General features: G+C 61.7%; 19 protein-coding genes and 1 riboswitch. Of the genes, 17 read left to right on the top strand and 2 right to left on the bottom strand.

Annotation, left to right across the window (positions count from 1 at the left end; all coding sequences use genetic code 11):
* Window positions 1-75: 75 nt before the first annotated feature.
* From GEOBRER4_RS02225 to GEOBRER4_RS02145, 17 genes are all read left to right on the top strand, one after another.
* Complete coding sequence (locus tag GEOBRER4_RS02225) at window positions 76-693, top strand: TetR/AcrR family transcriptional regulator (RefSeq protein ID WP_185244054.1); 618 nt, start codon at window positions 76-78, stop codon at window positions 691-693.
* On the top strand, window positions 683-2158 hold the full coding sequence (locus GEOBRER4_RS02220; protein ID WP_185244053.1) for an ABC1 kinase family protein: 1476 nt from the start codon (window positions 683-685) through the stop codon (window positions 2156-2158). The genes GEOBRER4_RS02225 and GEOBRER4_RS02220 overlap by 11 nt, the downstream gene beginning before the upstream one ends.
* Window positions 2159-2304: 146 nt before the next feature.
* A complete protein-coding gene (locus GEOBRER4_RS02215; RefSeq protein WP_185244052.1) occupies window positions 2305-2991 on the top strand; it encodes an ABC transporter ATP-binding protein in 687 nt (228 codons plus the stop codon).
* Window positions 2988-5537, top strand: a complete 2550-nt coding sequence (locus tag GEOBRER4_RS02210; protein ID WP_185244051.1) for an ABC transporter permease — start codon at window positions 2988-2990, stop codon at window positions 5535-5537. The genes GEOBRER4_RS02215 and GEOBRER4_RS02210 overlap by 4 nt, the downstream gene beginning before the upstream one ends.
* 213 nt (window positions 5538-5750) lie before the next feature.
* A complete protein-coding gene (locus GEOBRER4_RS02205) occupies window positions 5751-6557 on the top strand; it encodes an outer membrane lipoprotein-sorting protein (RefSeq protein ID WP_185244050.1) in 807 nt (268 codons plus the stop codon).
* Entirely contained in the window at window positions 6554-7786 is a 1233-nt protein-coding gene (locus GEOBRER4_RS02200; protein ID WP_185244049.1) for a hypothetical protein, read from the top strand. The genes GEOBRER4_RS02205 and GEOBRER4_RS02200 overlap by 4 nt, the downstream gene beginning before the upstream one ends.
* Before the next feature lie 114 nt (window positions 7787-7900).
* Window positions 7901-10483 (top strand): sigma 54-interacting transcriptional regulator, encoded by a 2583-nt coding sequence (locus GEOBRER4_RS02195; protein ID WP_185244048.1) that lies wholly within the window; start codon window positions 7901-7903, stop codon window positions 10481-10483.
* 32 nt (window positions 10484-10515) lie between these two features.
* Window positions 10516-10685, top strand: a riboswitch (M-box (ykoK) riboswitch).
* A 390-nt stretch (window positions 10686-11075) separates the two neighbouring features.
* Window positions 11076-12812 carry an ABC transporter permease gene (locus tag GEOBRER4_RS02190; RefSeq protein ID WP_185244047.1) on the top strand — a complete coding sequence of 579 codons (1737 nt, stop codon included), beginning with the start codon at window positions 11076-11078 and terminating at the stop codon, window positions 12810-12812.
* Window positions 12813-12822: 10 nt separating this feature from the next.
* Window positions 12823-14136, top strand: a complete 1314-nt coding sequence (locus GEOBRER4_RS02185; RefSeq protein ID WP_085814068.1) for an ABC transporter ATP-binding protein — start codon at window positions 12823-12825, stop codon at window positions 14134-14136.
* Window positions 14137-14289: 153 nt separating this feature from the next.
* Complete coding sequence (locus tag GEOBRER4_RS02180) at window positions 14290-17151, top strand: hybrid sensor histidine kinase/response regulator (RefSeq protein ID WP_185244046.1); 2862 nt, start codon at window positions 14290-14292, stop codon at window positions 17149-17151.
* A gap of 96 nt (window positions 17152-17247) precedes the next feature.
* Window positions 17248-17904, top strand: a complete 657-nt coding sequence (locus GEOBRER4_RS02175) for a MarC family protein (RefSeq protein WP_185244045.1) — start codon at window positions 17248-17250, stop codon at window positions 17902-17904.
* Between the two features lie 241 nt (window positions 17905-18145).
* Window positions 18146-19264, top strand: coding sequence for a glycosyltransferase family 61 protein (locus GEOBRER4_RS02170; protein WP_185244044.1), 1119 nt, complete (start codon window positions 18146-18148; stop codon window positions 19262-19264).
* Between the two features lie 153 nt (window positions 19265-19417).
* On the top strand, window positions 19418-19855 hold the full coding sequence (locus GEOBRER4_RS02165; RefSeq protein WP_185244043.1) for a phosphate-starvation-inducible PsiE family protein: 438 nt from the start codon (window positions 19418-19420) through the stop codon (window positions 19853-19855).
* A 509-nt stretch (window positions 19856-20364) separates the two neighbouring features.
* Window positions 20365-20745, top strand: a complete 381-nt coding sequence (locus GEOBRER4_RS02160; protein ID WP_185244042.1) for a NifB/NifX family molybdenum-iron cluster-binding protein — start codon at window positions 20365-20367, stop codon at window positions 20743-20745.
* 67 nt (window positions 20746-20812) lie between these two features.
* Complete coding sequence (locus GEOBRER4_RS02155) at window positions 20813-21037, top strand: hypothetical protein (RefSeq protein WP_226377864.1); 225 nt, start codon at window positions 20813-20815, stop codon at window positions 21035-21037.
* Between the two features lie 213 nt (window positions 21038-21250).
* Window positions 21251-21985: a hypothetical protein gene (locus tag GEOBRER4_RS02150; protein ID WP_185244041.1), complete on the top strand. Its 735-nt coding sequence runs from the start codon at window positions 21251-21253 to the stop codon at window positions 21983-21985.
* A 126-nt stretch (window positions 21986-22111) separates the two neighbouring features.
* Window positions 22112-23764: a PAS domain S-box protein gene (locus GEOBRER4_RS02145; protein ID WP_185244040.1), complete on the top strand. Its 1653-nt coding sequence runs from the start codon at window positions 22112-22114 to the stop codon at window positions 23762-23764.
* A 101-nt stretch (window positions 23765-23865) separates the two neighbouring features.
* Here the strand turns inward: GEOBRER4_RS02145 and GEOBRER4_RS02140 are convergent, their stop codons facing one another.
* On the bottom strand, window positions 23866-24792 hold the full coding sequence (locus GEOBRER4_RS02140; RefSeq protein WP_185244039.1) for a DUF1574 family protein: 927 nt from the start codon (window positions 24790-24792) through the stop codon (window positions 23866-23868).
* 2 nt (window positions 24793-24794) lie between these two features.
* Complete coding sequence (locus GEOBRER4_RS02135) at window positions 24795-26243, bottom strand: MBOAT family O-acyltransferase (RefSeq protein ID WP_185244038.1); 1449 nt, start codon at window positions 26241-26243, stop codon at window positions 24795-24797.
* Between the last annotated feature and the right edge of the window lie 6 nt (window positions 26244-26249).

Here is a 26249-nt window from a genome sequence, read left to right as displayed (position 1 = left end):
ACGCTCACTTTGTCGTTGACGAAAATTTCGCCTCTGCTATAGTGAGCGCGTTCACATTCCGTATCTGGAGCTTCAATGCGCATTACCGAACAGGCAAAACAGCAATGCCGGGCAAGGATCCTGGAAAAGGCATCCGAGCTTTTCTGCGCCCGCGGCTTCGACCAGACCACCACGCGCGACATAGCGCTCGCCGCCGGGGTCGCCGCGGGAACCATGTTCAACTATTTCCCCAGCAAGGAGACCATGGCGATGACCATGGTCTCCGACGCCCTCGCCGCAGGAGAAGAGGAATTCCGGGGGCGCACCGGCGGAGAACTTGCCGAGGACCTCTTCGGTTTCATCGCCTCGGGGCTGAGGAAGCTGCGCCCCCTGCGCCCCTTTCTCGGCCCAGTTCTGGAGCGCTCGTTAAGTCCGTTCCCGCGCAAGAATGTCTGCCCGGTGGGAGAGGCGGCGCGGCAGCGGCACCTCGACTTCATGCAGCAGATCCTAGCCAGCCACGGGTTCAGCTCCGCGCCCGATTACGTCGCCACGACCATCTACTGGTCGCTCTACCTGGGGGTGCTCGCCTTCTGGACCAGCGACTTCTCCCCCAACCAGGAAGCGAGCCAGGCCCTGGTGGACTACTCGGTCCGCACCTTTGTGCATATCATCTCCGGCAGCGCCGGGGGAGATGGAGGTGAGCATGTCCTGTAACGCACTCGCGTCGGACGCTGCCAGCCGGGAGCGCCTGCGGCAACTCCTTCCCCGCGAGGAAGACGCCGCAGCTCGGGAGAGGCTTGCCGAACTGGTCGAAACCGCCTGCAGCAACAGGCCCCCGACGAGTTCCCTTTCCCGCCTCTGGATCCTGGGAAGCCTGCAGGCGAAGGTCGCCGGCGCTTACCTCGCCTGGTGGCTCAAAAGCCGCTGGGCCGATGCGGACGAGAAGGAGCGGACCAGGAACGAGACCCACCTGAAGGCGGCGCTGGAACTGCTCGGCACCATGGGGTACCTGCGCGGGGCTGTGATGAAGGTGGGGCAGATGCTGACGCTCCCCGAGATGGTGCCGGAACAGTACGCCCGCCTGCTCTCCTCGCTCAGCTTCGAAGCGCCGCCGATGCACTATGCCATGGTCCGTGAGGTGTTTTACGACGAGTTCGGGCGGGAGCCGGAGGAGATGTTCGCCAGCTTCGAGAAGAGGGCATTCGCCGCCGCCTCGCTGGGGCAGGTGCACCGCGCCCGGTTACATTCCGGAGAGCAGGTGGCGGTGAAGATCCAGTATCCCGGCATCGCCCGAACCATCCAGTCCGACCTCAAGAACCTCCGCCTGTTGCTGCAGCCGATGCGCGTCGGTGACGACTGGCCCAACCTCCTGGACAAGCTGGCCGAGATCGAGAGCGTGCTCCTCGCCGAGACCGATTACCTGAAGGAGGCCGAGGTGGCACGGGCGGTGCGCGGCCATTTCCCCCCGGAGTACGGTATCGTGGTCCCCAAGGTCCATGACGGATACTCCAGCCGCCGGGTATTGACGACCGAGCATCTGGAGGGGGTGCACATCGACGAGTTCCTCGCCTCCGACCCGTCGCAGGAGGTGCGGGACCACTACACCCACCTGATGACGGTAGCTACCATGCGCCTTTTGTACCGGATGCACTGGCTTTTGGCCGATCCCAACCCCGGCAACTACATCTTCATGCCCAACGGCAGGCTGGGGCTGGTCGATTTCGGCTGCACCCGCGTCCTCACCGACGAGGAATGGCAGCTTCAGTGCGAGGCCGAAGCCGCAGCTTTCCAAAAGGACGACAAGGAGATGGAGCGGATCATCGTCAAGGCCTCGCTCTACGAGTCGGCGCAGGAGATGGGAAAAAAGCGGGTTGAGCTCGTGGGGCGGGTGATCAGGTGGCAGTTGGAGCCCTGGCTCGTCGAAGGGCTCTTCGACTTCGGCGACAGCGACTTCTTTCACAGGGGGATCGACGCACTGCGTGAAGCCACGAAGACGGGGTATCTGCGCGGCATGCCGCTGCACATCTGGACCACGCGTTTCGTACTCGGCGCGCGAGCGGTGGTCTACCGGCTCCGGGGGCGCTGCCATTTCAAGGAGATCTACCTGCAGGAGTCCGTGCCCCCAAAAGCATCGCACGCGGATGACGCGGAAAAAACGGATACCCGCGGATCAATCTAGACAGATAGGGATTAAACAAGGTCCTTGTTGTACAAACGTTAAGGTTTCAATGTTTTGCTTGATCTGCAGTTATCGCTTTTTGTATCCGCGTCATCCGCGTGCGACGCAGTTGTCTCTCGACTTATTCTTTACACAGGAGGTAGCACATGCTGCAGCTTCGTGACGTGGTGAAATCCTACGAGGGGAAATCCACGGTGACCGCGCTCGCCGGGATCACCCTTTCCATCGCCCCCGGCGAGATGGTGGCCATCATGGGCCCCTCCGGCTCGGGAAAATCCACGCTGCTGAACCTGATGGGGGGGCTCGACGTCCCGACCTCGGGACAGCTGCTGGTCGCGGGGAAGGATCTCGCACGGGAAAGCGAGAAGGGGCGCTCGCTCTTTCGCCGCAGCAACGTCTCCTACATCTTTCAGGCTTACCACCTGATGCCGACGCTCAGGGTGCGGCAGAACGTGGCGCTTCCTCTGCAGTTGGCCGGCGTCTCTGCGAAGAAGGCGGCACTGCAGGTGGAACGGGTCCTCGCCGAAGTGGGGTTGGAGCAGCGCGGCGACCATCTCCCGGACGAGCTCTCCGGCGGCGAAAGGCAGCGGGTAGCCATCGCGCGCGCACTGGTGACCGGCGCGCCGCTGCTCCTCGCGGACGAGCCCACCGGAAACCTCGACAGCGCACGCGGCAAGGAAATCCTCGCCTTGCTGCGCTCCATCCACGCCCAGAGGAACACCACCATCGTCATGGTCACCCATGACCACGACGCGGCCTCAGCCTGCGACCGCCTGATCAGGCTGCGCGACGGGAAGGTGGAGGACGACGGTCTCGCCGGAGGTGAAAGATGAGGTTCCTACTCCGCACCCTCTCCCTTTCCTACGCACGGCGGCACCTGGCCAAAACGATCCTCACCCTGTTGGGGGTGGTGGTCGGCGTCACCACCTTCAGCTCCATCAAGACCGCTCAGGACGCCCTGGTGAAAGGGATCGGCTCTACAGTGGACCGCGTCGCCGGAAAGGCGCACCTGCAGGTGACCATGGAAGGAGGGGTCCCCGAGGAGGTCCAGGAAAGACTCCGGTCGCTACCCGAGATCAGGGCCACCTCTCCGGTGATCGAGCAGATCGTGGTCCCGGAAAGGGCAGAGCTGGGAAGCCTGATGGTGGTAGGCGTCGACCTTCTGGGCGACCGCGAGATGCGCGACTACGGCTTCGAGGGGGACGACGCCGACCTGGACGACCCGCTCCTCTTCCTGGCCCAGCCCGACTCGGCCCTCTTCACCCGCGACTTCGCCCAAAGGGCAGGGCTCGCCACCGGTAAATCGCTCTCGCTGAAGCTCCCGACCGGGGCCAAGAAGGTGACGGCGCGCGGGCTCATGAGGCCAAAGGGGTTCGCCGAGGCCTTCGGCGGCAACCTGATGGTGGTCGACGTCTACGCCGCGCAGGAGCTCTTCGGAAGGGGGAGGCGCTTTGACCGGATCGACGTGCGGCTCCAGGACGGGGTGACCGTGGCGCAGGGGACCGCGGCGCTGGAAAAGACGCTCGGTCCTGCCTTCCGGGTGGAGACCCCGGCGCGCCGCGGCGAGCAGATGGAGCGCCTGGTGGCGAACTTCACCGCCGGCTTCAACGTCTCCAGCGCCTTCGCCCTCGCCATCGGCGTCTTCCTGATCTTCAACGCCTTCAACGTGGCGGTGAACCGCCGCCGCCGGGACATCGGGACGCTCAGGGCTCTCGGCGCCACGCCGCGCCAGGTCCAGGTACTCTTCCTCGCCGAGGCGCTCATCCTGGGCGTCGCAGGCGGGGTCCTCGGCTGTCTTACCGGGACCGCCTTTTCCCAGGGGCTCCTGGTGAGCATGGGGAAGAGCACCGAATCGATCTACGGCATCAGCGGCTCCGGCGTGGTTCACCTCACCCCGGCCATAGCGCTGCAGTCGATCCTGCTCGGGGTCGGCGCCTCGCTCCTCGGTGCCTGGGGACCTGCTCTTTCCGCCTCGCGCATCCCCCCTACCGAGGCCTTCGCCAAGGGTGCGTTCCAGGCCCGGGTCGAGCGCCGGGTGGCGCCGCGGCTGGCAGCGGCGGCCGTGCTTGCCGCAGCTGCTGTGTACTGCGCCCTTTTCTCGCCGCTTGCGGCTAACCAGATGCTGCTGACGGTGCTCATCCTGGGCGGGGCTGCGCTTGTCCTGATCCTGGGGCCGATCTCCCGCGCCGTCCTGGTTGCAGCGGCGCCGCTCCTCTCCCGGATCTTCCCGTCCGCGGGCCCGCTCTCCTCGGACGCCCTCCTGGGAAATCCGCGTCGAAGCGCCGGCACCATCATGGCCATGGCGCTCTCGCTCACCTTCGTCCTGGGGCTCGGGGGTTACCTTGGATCCACAAAAGGGACCATACTGCGCTGGATGGACGACGTCCTCACCTGCGACCTATTCGTCCGGGCTTCCGCCAACTTCACCCGCGGCGACTACCTCTATCCCGGCGCGCTGCGGGAGGAGCTGCTGCAGGTCCCGGGCGTACGGGCCGTGGAGAGCTACCGCGCCATCAAGCCGATGTACCGGGGGAGGCAGATATCGGTCGGCTCCATGGAAGTAGCGTCGCTTCTGGACCGGGCGAAGTACGAGTTCGCGCAGGGGGACGCGCGCGCCATGCGCGAGGGGGCCACGAAGGGGATGTGCACCGTGTCTGAAAACTTCTACCGCCGCTTCCACCTCGGGGTGGGGGACCAGGTAGAGCTGATGACGCCGGGGGGATTGGTGAAATTCCCAATCTCGGCGGTGATCCGCGACTACAGCTCCGACCAGGGAGCCGTCTTCCTCGACCGCAGCACTTTCCTCAAGCACTGGAAGGACGACCGGGTCGACATCTACGACGTCTCGGTGCATCCGGGGGTGGATCCGAAGGCGGTCCGGGAGCAGATCCGGGCCAGGCTGGCGGGGAGGCATCCGGCCCTGATCTCGACGCAAGCCGAGTTCAAGGCCGAGATCGGCAAGGCGGTCGACGCCTTCTACGCCGTCATGCGCATCACCGTCTTCCTCGCCCTCGGCGTCGCCTTTTTGGGGATCGTGACCGCGCTCCTCATCTCGGTTGCCGAGAGGACCCGCGAGATCGGGATACTGAAGGCGCTGGGGGCGATACCGTCCCAGATCGCCAAGAGCGTCGTGGTCGAGGCGCTGGTGTTGGCCCTGGTGGGGCTCTTACTGGCCATTCCCGCCGGGAACCTGTTCGCCTCCTTCATGGAAGGGCCGGTAGCCGTCGCCTTCACCGGCTGGACCATGCCGCACCGTTATCCCTGGGACGTCCTCGGGCAGCTCCTCTTCGCGCTGCCGCTGGTCTCCGCGCTCGCAGCCTGGGTCCCGGCCCGGCAGGCAGCCAGGGTCAAGGTGACCGAGGCGATAGAGTACGAATAAGTCAACGGCATCGCACACGGGCCAAAGGCATCGCACACGGATTAAACGGAAGACACGGATAACGGCAGATTAATCTTGAAGAAACAAAGCTTGAGTTTTTACCGGGTTTTGTTGATCCGGTAGTTATCGCTTTTGTTTCCGCGGTAATCCGCGTGCGATGCCGTGGTTCCCGTTACAAACGCATATGCACTCTTTAAGACGGAGGAACAGCAGATGATCGCACGATTCGCCAGACCACTCGCGGCCGCGGCCGCCGCCCTTTTTCTCGTTTCGCTCAGCGTGGGGTGGGCGCTCGCGGCTCCCGACGCCCGCGCGCTCCTCAAGGAGAGCGAAAACAGGCACCGCACGAAGACCCAGCAGTACTCAGGCGACCTCACCGTAGTGAACAAGGAGGGTAAGGTCCGCAAGAAGGGTTGGCGCAGCTACCGGGAAGGGTACGCCGGCGACGCCAAGAACCTGATCCGTTTCACCGATCCCCCCGAGGTGAAGGGGGTCGGCTTCCTCTCCCTCTCCCGCCCGGGCTCCGACAACCCGGACCAGTGGCTCTACCTCCCATCGATGAAGCGGGAGCGGCGCATCGCCCCGCAGGACCGCGACGCCTCCTTCGTCGGCACGGACTTCAACTACGAGGACATGGAGGAGTTCGACCACGAAAAGTACAAGGTCTCCCTGATCGGGGAGGAGGTGGCAGAGGGAGTTCCCTGCTACGTGATCGCCGCCATCCCTACCGAAAAGGGGGGCAAATCGGTGTACCAGAAACTCGTCCTTTACCTGAGGAAGGACATCCTCTACCTGGTCCGCGAGGACCTGATCAGGAAGGGGGAAAAGGCGCCTGCCAAGCGGATGGTCCTCTCCGACTTGAAGAACGTGGAGGGGCACTGGGTGGCTGGACGGATGGAGATGACCGACCTGAAAAAGGGAAGTAAGACGACCGTCAACCTGAAGCAGATCACCTTCAACCGTCCGCACCCGGCCGGCCGCTTCACGCTGCAGAACCTCACACGGGAGGGGGGAGATTGATCCTGCCGCTCCTTTTCCTGATATCCCTGCTCCTCATGCCGATGACCGCCGCGGCAAACGACTTCTCCGGCTACGCGGAACTGAAGGGGTTCGCCTACACCGAGCGCTCCGAGGGGGAGCCGTACGGGGCGGGCTCCGGGACCCTCTTTTCCAAGTGGGAGCACCGGCCGGGCGAGGCGCAGCTGACCGCTTCGCTGCGGGCGCAATGGCTCACCTCGCCGCAGGACGAGCTCTCCTTCGACCCCGCGGACCGAAAACTCAGGCGCTCCCCGCTGTCGCTGCGCGATCTCTGGGTGCGCCTCCCCCTGGCCCCTTCCCACGACCTTGAAGTGGGGCGCTTCCAGTTGGGCTGGGGGCAGACCGACGGCTATTCCCCTGCCGACTCCTTCCTCCCGCGCGACCTGACCGACCCCTTCACCGACGAGAAGCTGCCGCTTTGGGCGCTCAGGGTGAGCGGACAGGAGGAGTCGTTGCGCTACCAGGCGGTGCTGGTGCCGGTCACCACCCCCTGGCGCCTCCCGCCGCTGGGAAGCCGCTACGCCCCCATCGCCACCGGCGCGCTGCCGCAGGGAACGGTCCTGCGCGAGCGGGAAGACGCCCCGCCGCTTCCTGGTTTCGCCGCCCTGCGGCTCCTGGCGACGCGTGGAGACTGGGACCTGGGGCTCTGGGCGAGAACCGGGGTGCGCCCGGCGCCGCTGCTTCGCTTCACCCTCGACCCGGCGCAGCAGGTGGGTCCCGCCCCGGTGGTCTCCGTGGAGCGCCGTTACGCCCGGGAGGACGGGATAGGTATAGAGCTCTCCCGGGTCACCGGCCCTTACGTGCTGCGGGCCGAGCTCGCAGGTCTCCTGTCGAGGGATCCGGAACTAGGTGACGCGGTGATCGGGACGGTGAGCGCGGAGCGGGGTTTCGGAGACGGAAAGCTCCTGGTAACGCTGGCCGCCAACGCCATCGACCCGCCGGTGAACCGGACGCTCCTCTTCGACCGGGCACTTCTCCCCGCTCTCATCGCGGCCTGGAACCAGACCGAGCCTTGGGGGGACTGGAAGGTGGTCTGGACGGCAGGCCTGGAGCGTATGGACGGGGTGCTGAAAGGCGAGATCGGCTACAACCTGACCGACACCTGGAAGGTAACCGGAGGGGGAGATCTCCCCTACGGCTCGGAGAACGGGGCGCTGGGCGCGCTCAAGAAAGCGCGGCGCGTCTACCTGGCGCTGCGCCGCAGCTGGTAAGCCCCCCTCTCTGCCCCCCTTTCCCCTGTCGGCACGGTATACACCGGTATACACATTTGAAGCTTCAAGAGCTTTTGCGCTACCATCTGCTTCCTTTTGGCCTTAGGAGGAGACGTGGCGTTAATCAGCTCTGAAACCATTTCCGGCATTCGCCTTTTCAGCGCCCTGACCAGGGAGCAGCTGGACAGCATCGCCCAAAAACTGCAGCTGCGCGAGTTCGCGCCGGGACAGATCATCCTCGCCAGGAACGAGCCGGCGCAGGAGCTCTACGTAATCCTGGCGGGAAGGATCAGGGTGGAGCTCCTGGACCAGGGGGGGCAGGTGCTGACCCTCACCGAGCTCGGCATCGGCAACGTCATCGGGGAGCGCGCCATCCTGACCGGCGAGAAGCGCTCGGCGGACGTGCGGGCGATCACCGAGGTCCAGGCGGCACGGCTCTCCCGGGAGGATTTCGAAGAGCTCCTGGATCGGATACCCGCGCTCTACGCCAACCTGAGCCGCATCTTCGCGGCGCAGTTGGGAAGCTGGGCGCACCGCCACCAGCGCGAGGAAAGCGAGCACCGCGAGGTGATCACCAACATCATCGGCTGGCAGCTGCTCCCCGAGTTCGGCGAGTTCCCCGGCGCCTCGCACTGGGTGCGCCTTTTGAACCAGCGCCTGCAGCAGTTGGGCGGCACCCGCAGCCACGTACTCATCCTGGGCGAACCCGGCACCTGGAAGGATCTCGCCGCCCGGCTGATCCACTTCCACAGCGAAGCCGACCGCCCCGTCCTTTTCCTGGACTGCGCCTCCCCCCCACCGGTAATTGAAGAGGAAAACGAGCCGAGCGAGGCCGAGCCCCAGGGGGGAGTGCTGCTGGGGCTCGCCCAGGAAGCCGCGCTTTTCGGCCATGCCTCGCAAGGTGCGGTCTATGCGCGGCGGGTGAGAAGGGGGATGATCGAGCTTGCGGCCGGCGGCGACATGATCCTGCGCAACGTCGACTGCCTCGCCCTTGGCGTGCAGGAGGAACTGGTCGATTTCCTGGAATCCGGTCACTTCACCAGGAGGGGGGAGACCAAGCTGCGCAGCGCCCGGGTGAGGATCATAGCCACCAGCGGCAAGGCCCTTGAGCCACTTATCGCCAGCGGCAAGTTCAACGGCGAGTTGTACCGAAAGCTCTCAAACGAGACCGTCGAGCTCGCCCCGCTGCGCGAGCGCAAGAAGGACATCCCGGTCATAGCCAGGAGCCTGCTCGCCTCGCTCAACGCCAAGCACAACCGCAACGTGCGCCGGCTCTCCCAGGACGCCCTGAACCGCCTGGTCGACCACGACTGGCCTCTGAACACGACGGAGCTGTACCAGGTCGTGAGCCGCGCCGTGGTGGTCTGCAGCGAAGGGGAGATCCAGCCCGAGCACATCTCCCTCCAGGGGCACCCCTTCGAGGAGGGGCGCTTCAACCTCTTGACGCTTCCCTCCCTGGAGCGGCTCGCCTGCAACCCGCGTTTCCCGAAACTGCTGCGCTGGCTGACCGTGCCGGCGTTTCTTCTGATCACGCTGTACACCCTGTTCGGCCCCGCGTCGGACAACGCCGCGAACCTTGCCGCCTGGACCCTGGGGTGGCCCGCGCTGATACTCACCGCCTTCCTGTTCGCCCGCGGCTGGTGCAGCTTTTGCCCCATGGAGGCGATCGGCGAGCGGCTCGGCGTCACCAGCCGCGTGGTGCGCGACCCGGCGCCCTGGCTGCGCCGCTTCGGGCCCTCTTTCAGCTTCGCCCTTCTGGTGCTGATTCTCCTCATGGAGCAGGCGACCGGGATGTTCTCCCACGCGGCGTCCACGGGGCTGTTGCTGAGCGGCATGCTGGCGGCGACGGTCAGCGCCGACCTGGCTATCGGCCGCCGCGGCTGGTGCAAGTTCCTCTGCCCGCTGGGGCGCATCGTGAGCCTCGTCTCGCGCATCTCGCCGCTGGAGATGCACAGCAACCACAACGTCTGCCTGAGCAGGTGCCGGGTGGACGACTGCATCAAGGAAAAGGCGTGCCCCATGGGGCTGCACCCGTCAGGAGTCGACAGCTCCGACCACTGCGTCCTCTGCCTCAACTGCGTCCGCAACTGTCCGCACCGCTCGATGCAGCTCGACCTCAGGAACCCGACCTCTGGCGTCTTCAACAAGGCCCGCCGCGGCTTCAGGGAAGCGTTTTTCAGCGTCACCCTCCTCGGCGCGGTGATCGCCGCCAAGGGGACCCCTCTTCTTGCCGGGCGGCAGCCAGAACTCTTCCCGCGCACCCTCTGGTCCCCGGACGACTACCTGCTGGCGCTTTGCCTCGTCGCGGGGTTCACCGCCCTTGCCATCATCGCGTCGGTGGCGGTTCCGGGCGCGCGCTGGCGCCAGGTCTTCACCGGTAGCGGGCTTGCCTACCTGCCGCTTGCCGCCGCGGGTCTTTTCATGATCTTCTTCCGGCCGCTGGTGGAGGGGGGCGCGCGGCTCGTTCCGCTCGCGGTTTCGGCCCTGGGTGCGGAAAGTTTCCTGGACGCGGCGGCGCTCACCCCCGAGCTGGGAACGCTGCGCCTGCTCATCTACCCCATTATCCTTTTGGCGGCGCTCTTTTCCCTGGTGGCGCTAGGTAGGCTGCAACGCCAGGACGGGCTCCCGACACAGGCCCTTTTCCGGCACCGGCTGCTGATCCTCGGGGCCACCGCGTTACTGATAAAAATCCTTTAGTTGACATTCCGCGAGGCGGGGTATAAACAGGACGGGTTCCTCGTTACGATGAGGCGTTTGCTCAAACACAGGCTACTGCCCGGAAACGTCGAAAGACGCCAACGGGTAGACCAGGTCTTGCCGGCTTAAGGCTTGACCCAAGGTAGCTGGTCCCCCGGGGCCTACGTTGCGCACTGCCGAAAACCTACGAGAGGGGAATCCGCGCCGGAAATAAGGCCATGGTCCCCCATGGCCTTTTGCTTTTCCAGATCACGACAAAAAGGTGGTGGTTTTTCACATTGGACAGTCATAGTAGCGACTATCACTTACCCATCCCGCAGTTCCGGCAGTAGCCTCCCCGAAGCTCCCCTCTAACCTGGGCCTGCTTCCGGTTCTCCTGCCGCGCCGCGGGAAACAGCCGAAGCGAGGAGTCCAGGGGCCTTTTTCCCGACTTCCCTTCAATTCATCATTCTCACTGCGGTGCCATGAAGCATCGGCAGTAGGGGTCTCTTCGCGCGTGGTCTCGGCATGCGGCAAGGGGACCCGCGTCCGGAGATACCTAAGCCTTTTTCCCGAAAAGAGGTAGAGTATCCGGCAGCACGGAGGAAGCAGGATGGCCAACCGGTCGACACCGCTGGACAAAACTACAGGGAGAGCCGCTCCGAACCTTTGGGACTTCGCCGCCTTTCTCCTGGTCATGGGGCTCGTCACGCTCTTTGCCTGGGGAAGCCGTGAGATGGCGCTCCCCTATACGCCGGGGGAGCGTATCCCCCTTTCGCTTGACCCGATCCACCTCCCCGAGTACGCGCTGCGCACCGTATTGCGCATGGCGGCGGCGCTGGCGCTTTCGCTCCTTTTCACCTTCAGCTACGGGACACTCGCCGCGAAGAGCCGCCGCGCCGAGCGGATACTGGTCCCGCTTCTGAACATACTCCAGTCGGTGCCGATCCTTGGCTTTCTCTCGGTCACCGTGACCGGCTTCATCGCCCTTTTCCCCGGGAGGCTTCTAGGCGTCGAGTGCGCCGCCATCTTCGCCATCTTCACCTCCCAGGCCTGGAACATGGCCTTCAGCTTCTACCAGTCGCTGAAGACCATCCCCGCCGACCTGAACGAGGCCTCGGTCCTCTTCGGGCTATCCCCCTGGCAGCGCTTCTGGAAGCTGGAGGCCCCCTTCGCCATGCCCCCCCTGATCTGGAACATGATGATGTCCGTCTCCGGGGGATGGTTCTTCGTGGTGGCGTCCGAGGCGATCACGGTCGGGAAGACCTCAGTCACCCTCCCCGGGATAGGGTCCTACGTGGCACAGGCGATCCACTACCGCAGCCTCTCCGCCATCGGCTGGGCGCTTTTGACCATGCTGCTGGTGATCCTCGTCTACGACCAGCTGCTCTTTCGCCCCATGGTGGCCTGGGCCGACAAGTTCAAGTTCGAAACCACCGAAAGCGGCGAAGGAAGCGGATCGTGGCTTTTGACCCTGTTCCAGCGTGCGAGGCTTCTGCGCGCGGCCTCGCGCTTCGCGCTCGACCGCTGGATCAGGCTCACCGACCGGCTCCCCAGGCGCAGGCAGCGCGGCAGCTTCCACGGCGTGACGCCGGCCGCGATTTCCAGGCCGCAGGAAGCCGCCTGGAACGCTGCCCTCGCCATAGGGGTCGCCGGGGGGGCATGGCTCCTGGTCCGCTTCGTCGGCGGTGAGGTCGACGGCGCCGAGATCGGGAAGGTCTTCTATCTCGGCTTCCTGACGCTCACGCGGGTCACCGTGCTATTGATCATCGCCAGCCTGATCTGGGTCCCCATCGGTGTGGCCATCGGGCTCAACCCTAAATGGGCCACGAGGGTCCAGCCCCTGGCGCAGTTTCTGGCCGCGTTCCCTGCGAACCTCTTCTTCCCGGTGGCGGTCTTCTTCATGGTCCACTACCACCTCTCCCCTGAGATCTGGACCGCGCCGCTGATGATCCTTGGGACGCAGTGGTACATACTTTTCAACGTGATCGGCGGTGCCTCGGCCATCCCGACCGACCTGCGGGAGGCGGCCCGCAACTTCGGCGTCTCGGGGTGGAAGCTCTGGAAGACGCTGCTTCTCCCCGGCATTTTCCCCTCGCTCGTCACCGGGCTCGTCACCGCCGCCGGGGGTACCTGGAACGCCAGCATCGTCGCCGAGATCGTCACCTGGGGGAACACAACCCTGACCGCAACGGGGCTTGGGTCGTACATCGCCGTCTGGACCGAGAAGGGGGACTACCCCCGCATAGCCCTGGGGATAGCAGTCATGAGCATTTACGTGGTGGTACTGAACCGGTTCTTCTGGCAAAGGCTTTTCACCGTCAGCCAGACGCGCTACCGGCTCGGGTAGGAGAATAAAAATGGAAGCTACAGGCAACAAGGTTCCGCTGCTCAAACTGAGCAACATAAGGAAGTCGTACAAGAAGAGCGATTCGGGCGAGCACCTGGTGCTCGACGGGGTCGACATCAGCATCGAAGAGGGGGAGATCGTCGCGCTTTTAGGGCGCTCCGGCTCCGGGAAATCGACGCTCTTGCGGATCATCTCCGGGCTCGCGCAGCCCGGCAGCGGCGAGGCGCTTTACTGCGGGAAACCTATAACCGGCCCCACGCAGGGGCTCGCCATGGTGTTTCAGAGCTTCGCCCTCTTCCCCTGGCTCACCGTCCTGGAAAACGTGGAACTCGGGCTCGACGCCATGGGGGTGCCGCAGGCCGAGCGCAGGAGGCGCGCCCTGGAGGCGATCGACCTGATCGGCCTGGACGGTTTCGAATCCGCCTACCCGAAGGAGCTCTCCGGCGGTATGCGGCAGCGGGTCGGTTTTGCCCGGGCGCTGGTGGTGGAGCCGACTCTCCTTTTGATGGACGAGCCCTTCTCGGCGCTCGACGTCCTCACCGCCGAAACGCTCCGTACCGACCTGATCGAGCTCTGGCTGGAGCGGCGCATCCCGACCAAGGGGATCCTGCTGGTCTCCCACAACATCGAGGAGGCGGTGCTCCTGGCTGACCGGATCATCATCCTGGGGAGCAACCCGGGCCGCGTGGTCTCCGAGATCAAGGTGCCTCTGGCCCATCCCCGCGACCGCGACGCCCCCCTGTTCCGGCAGCTGGTCGACACGGTGTACGGCCAGATGACCCAGCGCTCCCGCGCAGCCGGGAAGGTGGAGGCCGTCCCCATCTCCTACCTCCTCCCCGAGGCGCACGTGAACCAGCTCTCCGGCCTTTTGGAGGCGCTGGCCGCCGAGCCTTACAACGGCAAGGCTGACCTTCCGGAACTCGCCGAGCAGATGGGGTTCGGCGTGGACCAGCTCTTCCCGCTTCTGGAGGCGCTCGACATCCTGAACCTGGCCCGCATCGAGGGCGGCGACGCCGATCTCACCGCGTCCGGCAAAAGCTACGTCGATGCCGACATCCTGCGCCGCAAGGAGATCTTCGCCGAGCACCTGGTGCGGCACGTGGCACTCGCCGCCCACATCCGGCGCGTGCTCGACGACCGCCCGGGAAACCGCGCGAAGGAGGACCGTTTCCTGCGCGAACTGGAGGACTTCTTCTCCGAGGAGACCGCGGAGACGGTGCTGCAGGTGGCGATCGAATGGGGTCGCTACGCCGAGCTCTTCGCCTACGACGAGGGCTCCGGCATCCTCAGCCTGGAGAACCCGGCGAGCGGCGAGCACGGCTAACCGGCAGATAAAGAACAAGGGGGAGCGATCGTGCTCCCCCTTTCCATTTTTCCCCTGAATTTCCCCGCCAGGATTCCGATAAAGTTAGGGAAGAAAAAAGCGCGGGCCATCCCGCCAGACTCTCGTTTTTCACACGCGGCCGGGGAAAAGCAGATGATTCAAAAATTCGTCAATAAACGCGCCCTCGCCCTTCTCGTCCTTGGCTTCACCTGCCTGTGCATCTTCATATTCAATTTCGCCTACCAAAAGGCAAAAGACGCAGCCATAACCCGCCTGAACCAGGAGCAGTTCATACATGCCAGGCAGGCGGCCAGGGGGATCGAAGAATATTTCGTCACCTGGACCGGCATCCTCACCTCGCTTTCCAGACTCCACGAGATCTTCAACATGGATCCAGCCGGTAAGCGTCAGATGGAGTTTTTCTACGACGCCCACAAGGACCAGATAAGGTCGTTCACCAGGATGGACGAGAAGGGAAACATCCTCTTCACCGTCCCGAACCTGGAGATGTCGGGAAAGAACATCGCGGCGCAAAAGCACGTGCAGGAGCTGATCGCCACGCGAAAGCCGGTGGTAAGCGACGTGTTCCGTTCCATCCAGGGGTATGACGCCGTAGCGCTTCACGTCCCGGTCTTCGATGGGAACCGGTTCCGGGGGAGCATCGCCATCATAGTGAACTCCCAGGGTCTCGCCAAGCGCTACCTTGAGGTGATCAGGGTCGGCAAGACCGGCTATGCCTGGGTGGTGAGCCGCGACGGCACCGAGATCTACTGCCCCGCAGCCGGCCACAGCGGTCAGAGCGTTTTCACCACCTCCGCGGGCTCGCCGTCGAGGCTGGCCATGGTGAAGGCGATGCTCAAGGGAGGATCGGGAACGGCGAGCTACACCATCGCCTTCAACAAGGGCGCCGCCCCCGTGAAGAGACACGCCGTCTATCTCCCCATCAAACTCGACAACACCTTTTGGGCCATAGTCGTCGCCTCGTCCGAGGAGGAGATTTTCTCCTCGCTCACCTCGTACCGCAACAAGCTGGCTCTGGTAGTCGGCACCACCCTGTTCGCAGCTATCGTCATCTGCATCCTGGTACTCCGCGCCCTGCTGATAGTAAGGGAGGAAGCCGTTTACAAGGAGGCCGAGGCGGAGTTGCGGGCCAGCGAAGAGAAATACCGCTACCTCTTCGAGCAAAACCCCGCGCCGATGCTGATCTACGAGCGGGGGACACTGCAGATGCTGGCGGTCAACGACGCCTTCGTAATCAGCTACGGCTACAGCAAAGACGAGGTGCTGGAGCTAAAGCTCACCGACCTCTATCCCGAGGAGGAGAAACAGAAGATCACCGAGGTTGCCGCCGGACTCAGCGGCCACACCTATGTTGGGGAATGGCACCACCGCCGCAAGGACGGCACGGTATTCCCCATCTTCGTCACCTCGCACGACATGCCCTACGGCGGCAAAACAGCTAGGATCGGCGTCATCACCGACATCACCGACCGCAAGCTGATGGAAAAGACGATCGAGGAGGAGGCGATCTTCAACCGCCTCCTTTTGGAGCACTCGCCCGACGGCATCGTCATCATCGACCCGGAAACCGCGCGCTTCATAAACTTCAACACCGCCGTCTGCAGGCAGCTCGGATACTCACGAGAGGAGTTCGCACAACTGAGCGTCTTCGACGTGGAGGCCATCGAAACGAGGGAAGAAACCCGGCACCGCATCGAAGAGATCGTGCGGGAGGGAAGAAGCGACTTCGAGACCATGCAGCGGACCAGCCAGGGAGAACTGCGCAACGTCCATGTGACGGCGCAGATCCTGACCATCCAGGACCAGCCGGTCTACTATTGCATCTGGCGCGACGTAACCGAGCAAAAGAAGCTGGAAGAGCAGTTAAGGCAATCCCAGAAGATGGAGTCGGTGGGACGGCTTGCCGGCGGCGTCGCCCACGATTTCAACAACATGCTCGGCGTCATCATAGGTTCCGCCGATCTCTGCCAGCACCAGATCGCGCCGGACAGCCCGCTGCAGAAGTACCTCGAGCACATTATCAAAGCCGCTCAGCGTTCGAGCGACATCACGCGCCAGTTGCTGGCCTTTTCCCGCAAGGAGGTGGTTTCGCCCAAGCCGGTGAACCTGAACAGCCTCATCATCGAGTCGGAGAAGATGCTCTGCCGGTTGATCGGCGAGGACGTCAACCTCACCTTCAAGCCCTCCACCGGCCTTTGGACCGTCCTCATCGACCCGGCCCAGTTCGACCAGATACTCATGAACCTTTCCGCCAACTCCCGCGACGCCATGCCCGACGGCGGCACGCTCGATATAGCGACCGGCAACGTGCATGTCGATGCCGACTACTGCCGCCATCATTCCGGAACGGTTCCCGGCGACTACGTGAAAATCACCGTTTCCGACACAGGAACGGGCATGGACCGCGAAACCAGGGACCACATATTCGAGCCCTTTTTCACCACCAAGGGGGTCGGGGTTGGGACCGGTCTCGGCCTCGCCACCGTCTACGGCATCGTCACCCAGAACAAAGGGTTCATAAACGTCTACAGCGAGCCTGGCCAGGGGTCCGTCTTCAACATCTACCTTCCGCGCCTGCTGGACGATGAAGCGGCAGAGGAGGCGGCCGAAGTGGCCCCGCCGCCGAAGGGAACCGGAATCATCCTTCTGGTCGAGGACGAGGAGATGCTCCTTTGGACCACCACGAAGATGCTGGAGGAAATCGGCTACACAGTGCAGCAGGCAGGGTCTCCGGCAAGGGCCATAGAGATCTGCACCAGCGGAGAACAGATAGACCTGGTGCTCACCGATGTGGTGATGCCCGGCATGAACGGCCGGGAGATGGTGGACAGGATCAGGAGCGCCAGGCCCGACATAAAGGTGCTGTTCATGTCAGGCTATACCGCGGATATCGTGGCACAGCGGGGGATCGTCGAAGAAGGGATGTTCTACATTTCAAAGCCACTGGACGCGAGACAATTGCATGAGAAAATCGTCCAGGCGCTGGCGTCGTGAAGCAGGCTGCTCACAGGGCAGAGATTCTGTCATTCTCACTAGGCCCTTGTAGATTCCCGTTTTTGTGGAAAGCTTTTCCTGGCGGAGGAAAAGCTGATGACACAGAGCGCGGCCAGTCTCTTCGAACAATTGATAGTATTCGTCGTCCAGCTCTTCGTGATCGTCGATCCTCTCGCCGCCGTCCCTACCTTTCTCGCCATCACCGTAGCACACAGCAAGCAAGAGCGCAGAGCCATAGCTAGACGCGGCTGCTCGATAGGACTTCTGGCCATCGTCTTTTTTCTGGTAGTAGGCCCGTCCCTGCTGAAATACTTCGCCATCAACACCTCCGCTGTGCAGATAAGCGGGGGGCTGCTTCTATTCGTGATCGCGCTGGAACTTCTTTACGGCAATCCGACCGGCACCCAGACCAGCAGCAAGGAAGAACGCCTGGCAGAGAAGAAGGAGGACGTCTCCGTCACCCCGCTGGCCATTCCCCTGCTGGCCGGCCCCGGCGCGATAGTCACCTGCCTGGTGTTTTCAAGCCAGGCGAGCGGCGCCCTGTCGGTGCTGGTTCTTATCGGGGGCGCGCTCATCGTTTTCATCACGGCTTACCTGCTTTTGCACTGGGCCGACGAGCTGGCCCGCGTCTTCGGGGAACTGGGGATGAAAGTCGCAGTAAGGATAGTAGGGCTCATCCTCGCATTCATCGCCGTGCAGTACGTCATCAACGGCATCACCGCCATCTGGCCCGGCGTCCACATCCCTTCCTGATACCCCCGCATTCCGCGCATCGCCCCCCCGCGTCCGTTTCATATCCCCTGCATCCGTTGCAACACCTGGGTCCGTTGTATCCCTGAAGCGTCAATTAGCTCCCCTCCCCAGGAGGGGGAGGGACAGGGTGGGGGAAACAGGCGCAGTCGGCTAATCACGTTGCACTTTGCTGCCTGCGCAAGTATAAAAGAACCTGTTTTTCCGGTGAATACGTTGTTACCGTCTGAAGCCGAGGGAGTAGATGAAGCACGAACGCGAAAGGGCAGTCAAAGAGAAAAGGCGGCTGGCGCACAAGATCACGCTGGAGCTGCTTGGTCCCATCGTGGGAAAGATGCCGAAGTCGAGCATCGAGTCGCTGGAGAAACTCTCCTACCTACCCAAGGTCAAGCGTCACATCGCCGAAATCATCTCGGTTGCGGATGCCCACGTTGTAAAGCACGACCTGCAGGTCCCCTTTCCTCCTTTCATCAGGACAGAGGCGGCTTTCGGCAAGCGCAACATCTACCTGTTGAAAGACGCGGTGGTGTCGCCCGATACCGGCATGGCCTGGATCGGGAACAGGATCATCGAGGAGAGCGTTGGCTCCTTGCGTCGCATCATGGACTGGGGGGACATGCTGCACGAGCCGCTTCTTCCCGTGAGCGAGCTTAGGTCTGAGGATCCTATTGTCGTCTGCCATCCCGCCGCGGGGTACTACCATTGGCTCCTGGAGGTACTGCCCAACCTTCTCTACGCCGTCTCGACCGTCCCGCAGGTGAAGATCGTACTGCCCGAGAACTGTCCTGCCTACGTGATGGACGGGTTGGCCACGGTACTCGGCCCCGAGGCAGCCGGCCGTTTCATCTTCTGCTCCACTCCGCTCAAGGTTCGAAGCCTGGTGATGCCCCAGTACCACACGGCGCCCGAATTCACCAGCCCCCAAGTCATCGACCTGCTCAGATCGCAGGTGAAGGCCAAGGTCATAGCCAAAGAATGTTCCGCCGTGCCCGCGCCGGGAACGAGGCTCTACATCTCCAGGCGCAGAAGCAGGAGGCGCCGGTTGATGGGAGAGGAAGAGCTGGAGAGGACGCTGAAGGAAAAAGGGTTCACCATACTGCACCTGGAGGACTTTTCCTTCCAGGAGCAGATCCGCATCTTCCGCCAGGCCGAGACGGTGGTCGCTACGCACGGAGCCGGCTTGAGCAATCTGGTCTGGTCTGATCCCCCCTGCCGGGTGATCGAGATTTTCCCCCGCAACTACGTCCTCGACTGCTTTGCCTGGCTCAGCTTCTGCCTCGGGTTCGACTACCGCCACGTCATCTGCAGCACGGGCCACAGGATAGACGACGAAGCCATGGCCGCCGTGCTGGAACAGCTGTAAAGTCCAAAGGAGGGCCGACAGGGACAGGTTTATCCCTGATGAACCAGCTGAAAACCCGCGTATCCTAAATTTTTCTTCCTGCAACCTTTCCGACACATGCCCGTGACGTGTGGCTGCTACCTTTCGTGACAACGAACCGAAAGGAGCTGCACCATGTGGAAAGAAGATATCGTCGACCTGAAACTTACCCGCTTCTACGAGATGTCGACCAGAGTCGTCCTCTCGTTCCTGATTCTGTCGATACTTTTTGCCATCGTTGCCGGCGTCGGATGCGCCATCTACGACCTTCGCCTCATCTTCGAAACCGACTTTCACAGTGCCTTCAAAACCATCATGGTCGACCTGCTTACCGTCCTCGCCATCATCGAGGTCTTGAGGACCGCCCTGGCCTATTTCAGCGAAGGGAGGGTCAAGGTCACCTACATCATCGACACGGTGATCGTCACCGTGCTCACCGAGGTCATGGCCTTCTGGTACAAAAGCATCCGTTGGGAAGAAGTCGCCATGACCATCTCCCTGGTCATCTCCCTTTCCCTGGTCAGGGTCATGGCGGTCAGGTACTCACCCGCAGCCATAAGGAAGGAGCTTTGATAAGCTCACCTGTTTTTTAGGAAGAAATGTCATTTCCGAATCCGAAAACATCACTTTTAAAAAAAATGTGCTGTTTCGCATACAAAATGACAATTTTGATTCACGTCTAAAAGAAATATGACGTATTCGAGTTCGAAAATGAAACATTTGAAAAAAATATAACGTTTTTGCATAAGGAAATGACATATTTGAAAACAATGTGACGTATTCGCATCAGGAAATGACACATTCGGGGAAAATGTGATGTTTTCGCTCAGGAAATGGCACATTTGAAAAAAATGTGACGTTTTAGTTCGGGAAATGACACATCTGAAAAAAATTCGTCATTACCTGCTCCGAAAATGACCTTCCTACGTTGCACCCCTCAAGCGCTGGTCCACTCGAGCCAAAAGTCCCTCAAATTGCATTGACAACGCCCCCTACAAGATATAGAAATATGAATATTCATGTCACAAGCGGACAGAAACGTGGCTAACAAAACGAAGATGACGGGTTCTGCGGAGGTTTTGATGAAGGTTTGTTTCCCGGTTTTTGAGAATGAGGGGTTGGAGAGCGAGGTGTATGGGCATTTCGGATCGGCGCCGGCTTTCGTCGTGGTGGATCTCGACACTAAGGAGCTCACTGCGATCACCAACCAGGACAGGATTCACCAACATGGAGCCTGCAATCCGATCGCTGGACTTGGCGGCCATCGTGTCGACGCCATCGTCGTCGGTGGGATCGGCGGCGGAGCGTTGTTCAAGCTGAACAGCTCCGGGATTCGGGTATTCCAGGCGTGCGAGGGGACTGTTGCAGAAAACATGTTGCTCTTCAAGAACAACGAGCTCCCGGAATACCAGCCTGGCCACACCTGTGGCGGCCACGGCAGCAGCCACGGATGTTCCCATTAGTTACTCAGCGCACCGAGGAAGTAAAAAAAGGAGCGCGTCGCCTGCAAATGAAGCGTGAGGTCGATAGATGACCATGAAGGACAGACTCAGCTACAGATTTCTTATCCCCTTGGCGCTGCTTCTTGGTTTTGCCCCCTTCTACCCCCAGCCCCATATCGTCGAGAAGATCGGGATGCTGACGGCGGGAACTTTGATCCGGCCCATCGATGTATTCGACCTTTTCTGGCACTCCTGGCCCTTCGTGTTGCTGGGCTACCGCGTAGTCAGCGACCTGAGTCAACGAAGAAGGTGACCGCCGCGGAGGCGCAATTCAGCTGGAGTGAGAAAACCGGCACGAAGTGATGCCCCCTCGCCCATGACTCTTCCTCCCGCCCCGGGCTCTTTATAAACCCGGGGATCTATTGTCTTCTGCAAGAAAGGTTATGCCGCGGACTGCACTCAGACAAAGGGATGCTATATTGGTGAAGACTTTTTAACCGGTATCTCCTGCAGGCATGAGTGCTTCATGGTCCCCACCCCCACACAGGAAGAGCGAACGGAACAGTATCTTCGACGCGGCGCGGTTCTGAGCGGAATCGTCGCTGCCGTCATCGGAGCGGTCCATCTCGCCCTGTGGCTCTCCGGCCTCCTTACCTCTAGCGGTCTGTACTCTTTCGTCATGAAGACCAACGCCTCTTTGTGCCTTGCTCTTAGTGGCTTTGCCCTGGCTGTCGCGGCGGCGGAGCGCACGAGGCCTTGGAGATGGTGGTCGGCCGTTCTCGCGGCACCGGCTACCGCCATCGCCGCTCTTACCCTCCTCGAACACCTGCTCGGCTTCGATTTCGGCATCGACCAGTTCCTAGCCTATGAGGAACCGGGCGCCCTAGGCGTCCTGCACCCCAACCGGATGGGTCCCCCCGGTGCCTTCGCCTTCACCATTTGCGGCATCGGCACCTTCTTGCTGCTGCAGGGGAAAGGGGTGGCGATCCGCATGGCCCAGTCGCTTGGCCTTATCCTTTGCCTGCTTGGCCAGATGGGACTTCTCGGCTATCTCTACCATGTCGAGGGGTTCTACGCTGCTCCGCGGGTCACCGCCATCGCCTGGCCCACGAGCTTCTCCATCTTTCTCCTTGGCGTCGGCTTTTTACTCGCAAGGCCGAGGGAGGCCTTCACGGCGGTCTTCACGTCACCCACACCCGGCGGCTTCGTCTCGCGTGCCCTGCTCCTGCCTGCGGTCGCACTCCCCATCCTGCTCGGGTAGCTAGTCCTTGCCGGAGAATTTCACGGCCTCTACGGGACCACCTTCAGCATCAGCCTCCTCGTCCTCTCGTGGATCGTCACCTTCTCAGCCATCGTCTACGAAATCGGGAAACGCGCAGACCTTCACGTGCGGTTGGTCGAGGACCAGCGGACCCGCGAGGCGCTGCTCCAAAGCGAGGAGAAACTAAGGGACATCATCGACAATATGGCGGAGGGGCTCATCGTCATTGACGCCGAAACCGCCGGGTTGTACTGGAACCGCAGGGCCCTGGAGATGTACGACTTCGAGGAGGAACTTGATGCGATCAAAACGTTTGAAAGAATGGTCCAAAAGATCGAGCTGAGGACGCTGGAAGGGGAACTCCTCCCCTTGGAGCAGTGGCCGATACGGCGGGTAATGAGGGGAGAGGAGCTGCACGATGTCGAGCTTTTGGTGAAAAACAAGGAGCAGACCTGGCAGCGGATCTACAGCTACCGCGGTGCCGCGATACGCGACCCGCAGGGGAAGCTGCAGATGGGAGTCCTGACGCTTCGTGACATCACGGTGAAAAGGCACGCCCAGGAGGCGCTAAGGGAGAGCGAGGAGAAGTTCCGGGCCGTTTTCGAGCAGGCGGCGGTCGGAATGGGACGGGTGACCTTCAGTGACGCGCGATGGATCGACGTCAACGAGGCGTTTTGCAACATGCTGGGCTACAGCCGCGAAGAGATGCTGGCGACCCCTTGGCCCGAGATGACGCACCCCGATGACCTGGACCTCGATCTCATCCCATTCAGAAACATGGCCTCAGGGGAGTTGGACAGCTACAGCGTAGAGAAGCGCTTCCTCCATAAAGCCGGTCGTCACGTATGGGCAAGGCTCACCCTGTCGCTGGTGCGCGACCTCCGTGGCGGGCCGGATTTCGAAGTAGCCATCGTCGAGGACATCACTCGCCGCAAAGAGGCTGAGGAGGCGCTCCGCAGGGCCAAGGACGAACTCGAGCTGCGGGTCAGGGAGCGGACGGCAGAACTTGAGCAGGCGTACGTCGCGCTGCAGCGGGAGACCGACCAGCGCCTTGCCGCCGTTGAGGACCTGCGGGAAAAGGAACAGCTTCTCATGCGGCAGAGCCGGCTGGCAGCCATGGGGGAGATGCTCGGCAACATCGCGCACCAGTGGCGGCAGCCGTTGAACGTCCTCGGGCTCCTCGTCCAGCAAATGCAACTGACCTACGAGGTGGGAAACTTCAGCGGCGAGTTCCTTAAGGGAGAGGTCGCCAAGGTGATGGATCTTATCAGGCACATGTCGGACACCATCACCGATTTCAAGGATTTCCTGAAGGAGGAGAAGGAGCCCCAGCCGTTCAACGTCAATGCGGCCGTGGCCGCCACGGTAACACTTCTGGAGGCGCCGCTTAAAGCGATGCGCGTCGAGGTACGTATCGAGCAGACGGACGAGCTGGTCGTAACGGGCCACCGGAACGAGTTTTCCCACGTCATAATGAACCTGGTGAACAACGCGAGGGAAGCCCTCAACGAGCGGGCGGTGGCCACTCCGCAAATCTCGATACGCCTTTTCAAGGATGCAAGCAGATCCGTCGTCACCGTTACCGATAACGCCGGCGGGATTGCCGAGGAGATAATGCCGCGGATGTTCGAGCCGTACTTCACCACCAAGGGGCCGGATAAAGGAACGGGGATCGGACTCTACATGTCGAAGAACATCATCGAGAAGAGCATGGGAGGAAGGCTCTACGTGCGGAACACCGGAGAGGGTGCGGAGTTCAGGATCGAGTTTTCCGGGTAGCCGAACGGGGAAAACCATCGGCAAAAGCCAAAGTCGTCCATACTTTGCTCTTCCTTTTGGCTGCCCCGCTCTTTCATTGCACTAACAGTGGCGCAGGGGTTTCATCTGGCATCGATGATTTCCTGCTTCAGTATCAGGCTCAATTTCTTCGCGCCCCTCTCATTGAGGTGATCATTGTCCGAGAAATCGCTTATGTCGAAACGGCTGTCGTTGAAGTAATTGTAGCTTTTGACCCCGTACCTGTTCGAAACCTCTGCTATTACCTTGACCATGGTCGCGTAAATCTTCGGATCCACATGCCGAGCGTAGGTCCTGTAGACCGGCGTGACCAGCAGAATCATCTGTATGTTCTTTTTCTTGAGCAGTTCCGCCATCTGCCCCAGTATGGCGAGGTTCGACTGCAACACCGAGGGGTTCATGATCTTGTTGTGATACCCCACCCTCTGTTGCCCCGCGCTGTCGTTTATCACCTCGTCGACACGCTGCCTGTTCGGCTCCGGTGCCTGGTAGCCAAACTCGTTTATCCTTAGTTTCTTTGCCTTTTTCAGGTTCTTCACAACCCCTATAGGACCTTCCCACAAGGCAAGCGCGCTGTTGTTCCTGAGCTCCCAGCCCGAAGCAGAGGCATCTGCATTCACCCCCATGTACACGGAATAGTAAGCGCAGCGCCAGGCTTCCGGTGACAGAGCGAGGTCGGTTTGCAGCGTGAAGTAAGAAATCGGGACCAGGACCAACCTTACGTTTTTGCACAGGGGGAGGTACTTGAGCAGGAGCTGGTAATCCTGCGACAGGCACTGGCTGGCGTTGGCCATGTTAAAGCCGGGCCTCCCGAAGTACTGAGGATCGATGCCAAAGTTGGCATGCGACGAGCCCATGACCAGCGCCTCAACGCTGTCCTTCTTGGTATTGAGCGCCTTGTACTTTTGGCCGTAGCTGGTCGGGATGGTGCGGGCTAGCAACTCGAAAAGGACAAGGAACGCGAGCACCGGCAACGCTATAAGAACTATTTTTTTGATTAGCTTGGTCATGGTCAGAACTGGAAGTATATGAAGCTCTTAGTCGCCCCGTACTTCGCCAGGAGGATAAGGGAAAACAACAGTGAGTTGTAAGCCAGGTAGCGTTTAAAAGCGCTCTTGGCGAAGAGCTGCTGCAGCTTCTCCTGTCGGAAAAGGGCCGACAGCAGGACGAAAATGGCCACCGAGACCAGGGTCATGGTGAGTTCGTGCGACCGCAGGAACAGAAACGCTTCTTTCATGCCATCTGCTCCGTTGAAAAGGTTGGACGCAACGTACCACGCGTCGGCAAGCGTTGCGGCACGGAAGAATATCCAGGCAAAACTGACCAGGTTGAAGGTGACGAATACCTGCCACCACTTGAGAAGCTTCGTCTTTTCCATGCCGAGCGCCTTATGCAGCTTCTTCTGGTACGGCTTGTAGAAGATGGAGCAGGCCATGAACAGGCCGTGCAAGCCCCCCCAGATCACGAACCCCCAGCTCGCCCCGTGCCAGATCCCGGACACCAGGAAGGCGATGACGAGAGCAGCGGCGCTGCCCCAGTTTTTCAGGCTGCGCCACTGCATCTGGAGCGGCTTGAAGATGTAATCGAGGATCCAGCGGGAGAAGGAGATGTGCCACCGTCTCCAGAAATCGGCCACGGAGGTGGCCAAGTAGGGACGGTTGAAGTTCTGGGTCAGCCGGATGTTGAAAAGGAGCGCGCTCCCCAGCGCCATGTCGGTGTACCCGGAGAAGTCGAAAAAGATCTGGAAGGAGTACGCGTAGGTTGCCAGCAAAAGCGGCAGTCCCTTGAAGGCGTGGACATTGTTATAGACGTTGTCAACGTATGGGGCGATGCGGTCGGCGACGACCACCTTCTTGAACAGCCCCCAGGTGAAGAGGAGCATCCCGAGACGCGCGTTCTCGTAGTTGAACAGGTACTTCTCCCGCAACTGCGGGATCAGGTCGCACGACCTCTCGATCGGGCCCTGGAGGAGCTTCGGGAAGAAGGCGAGATGCAGGGCGAAGTGCCCCAGGTGCCGTTCCGGTGTGTCGATTTCCAGGTAGATGTCGAAAAGGTAAGAGATGGCCTGGAAAACGTAGTAAGAAACGCCTATCGCGACCAGCGCCTGTACAGGCGTAACATCTGCGCCCGGGGAAAAGAGCTTCGCAAGCGTCCCCAGGTTCTCCGAGAGAAACGGTAGATACTTCATGCCTACCAGTATCAACACGTTGGCCGCTATGCCGCACCACAAAAACGCGCGCTTCGCCCCTTGCGTCCGCGCCCCGTCCACCCAGATGCCGAAGGCGTAGGTGACGAGGGTCACCAGCGCCAGCACCGCCGGAAGATATGGAACCTTCAGCGCCGAGTAAAAGCAGAAGCTGGCCGCAAGCAGCACGCCCCAGCGGGCACGGTCCGGCACGCAATAAAAGACCAGGTAGACGAGCGGCAGGAACAGGAAATACTGAACCGAGTTAAACGGCATGATCTA

The organism is Citrifermentans bremense, from assembly GCF_014218275.1.
GTDB lineage: Bacteria > Desulfobacterota > Desulfuromonadia > Geobacterales > Geobacteraceae > Geomonas > Geomonas pelophila.
Note: the sequence above shows the minus strand (reverse complement) of the source record. Positions and strands in the feature narration are given on the sequence as shown.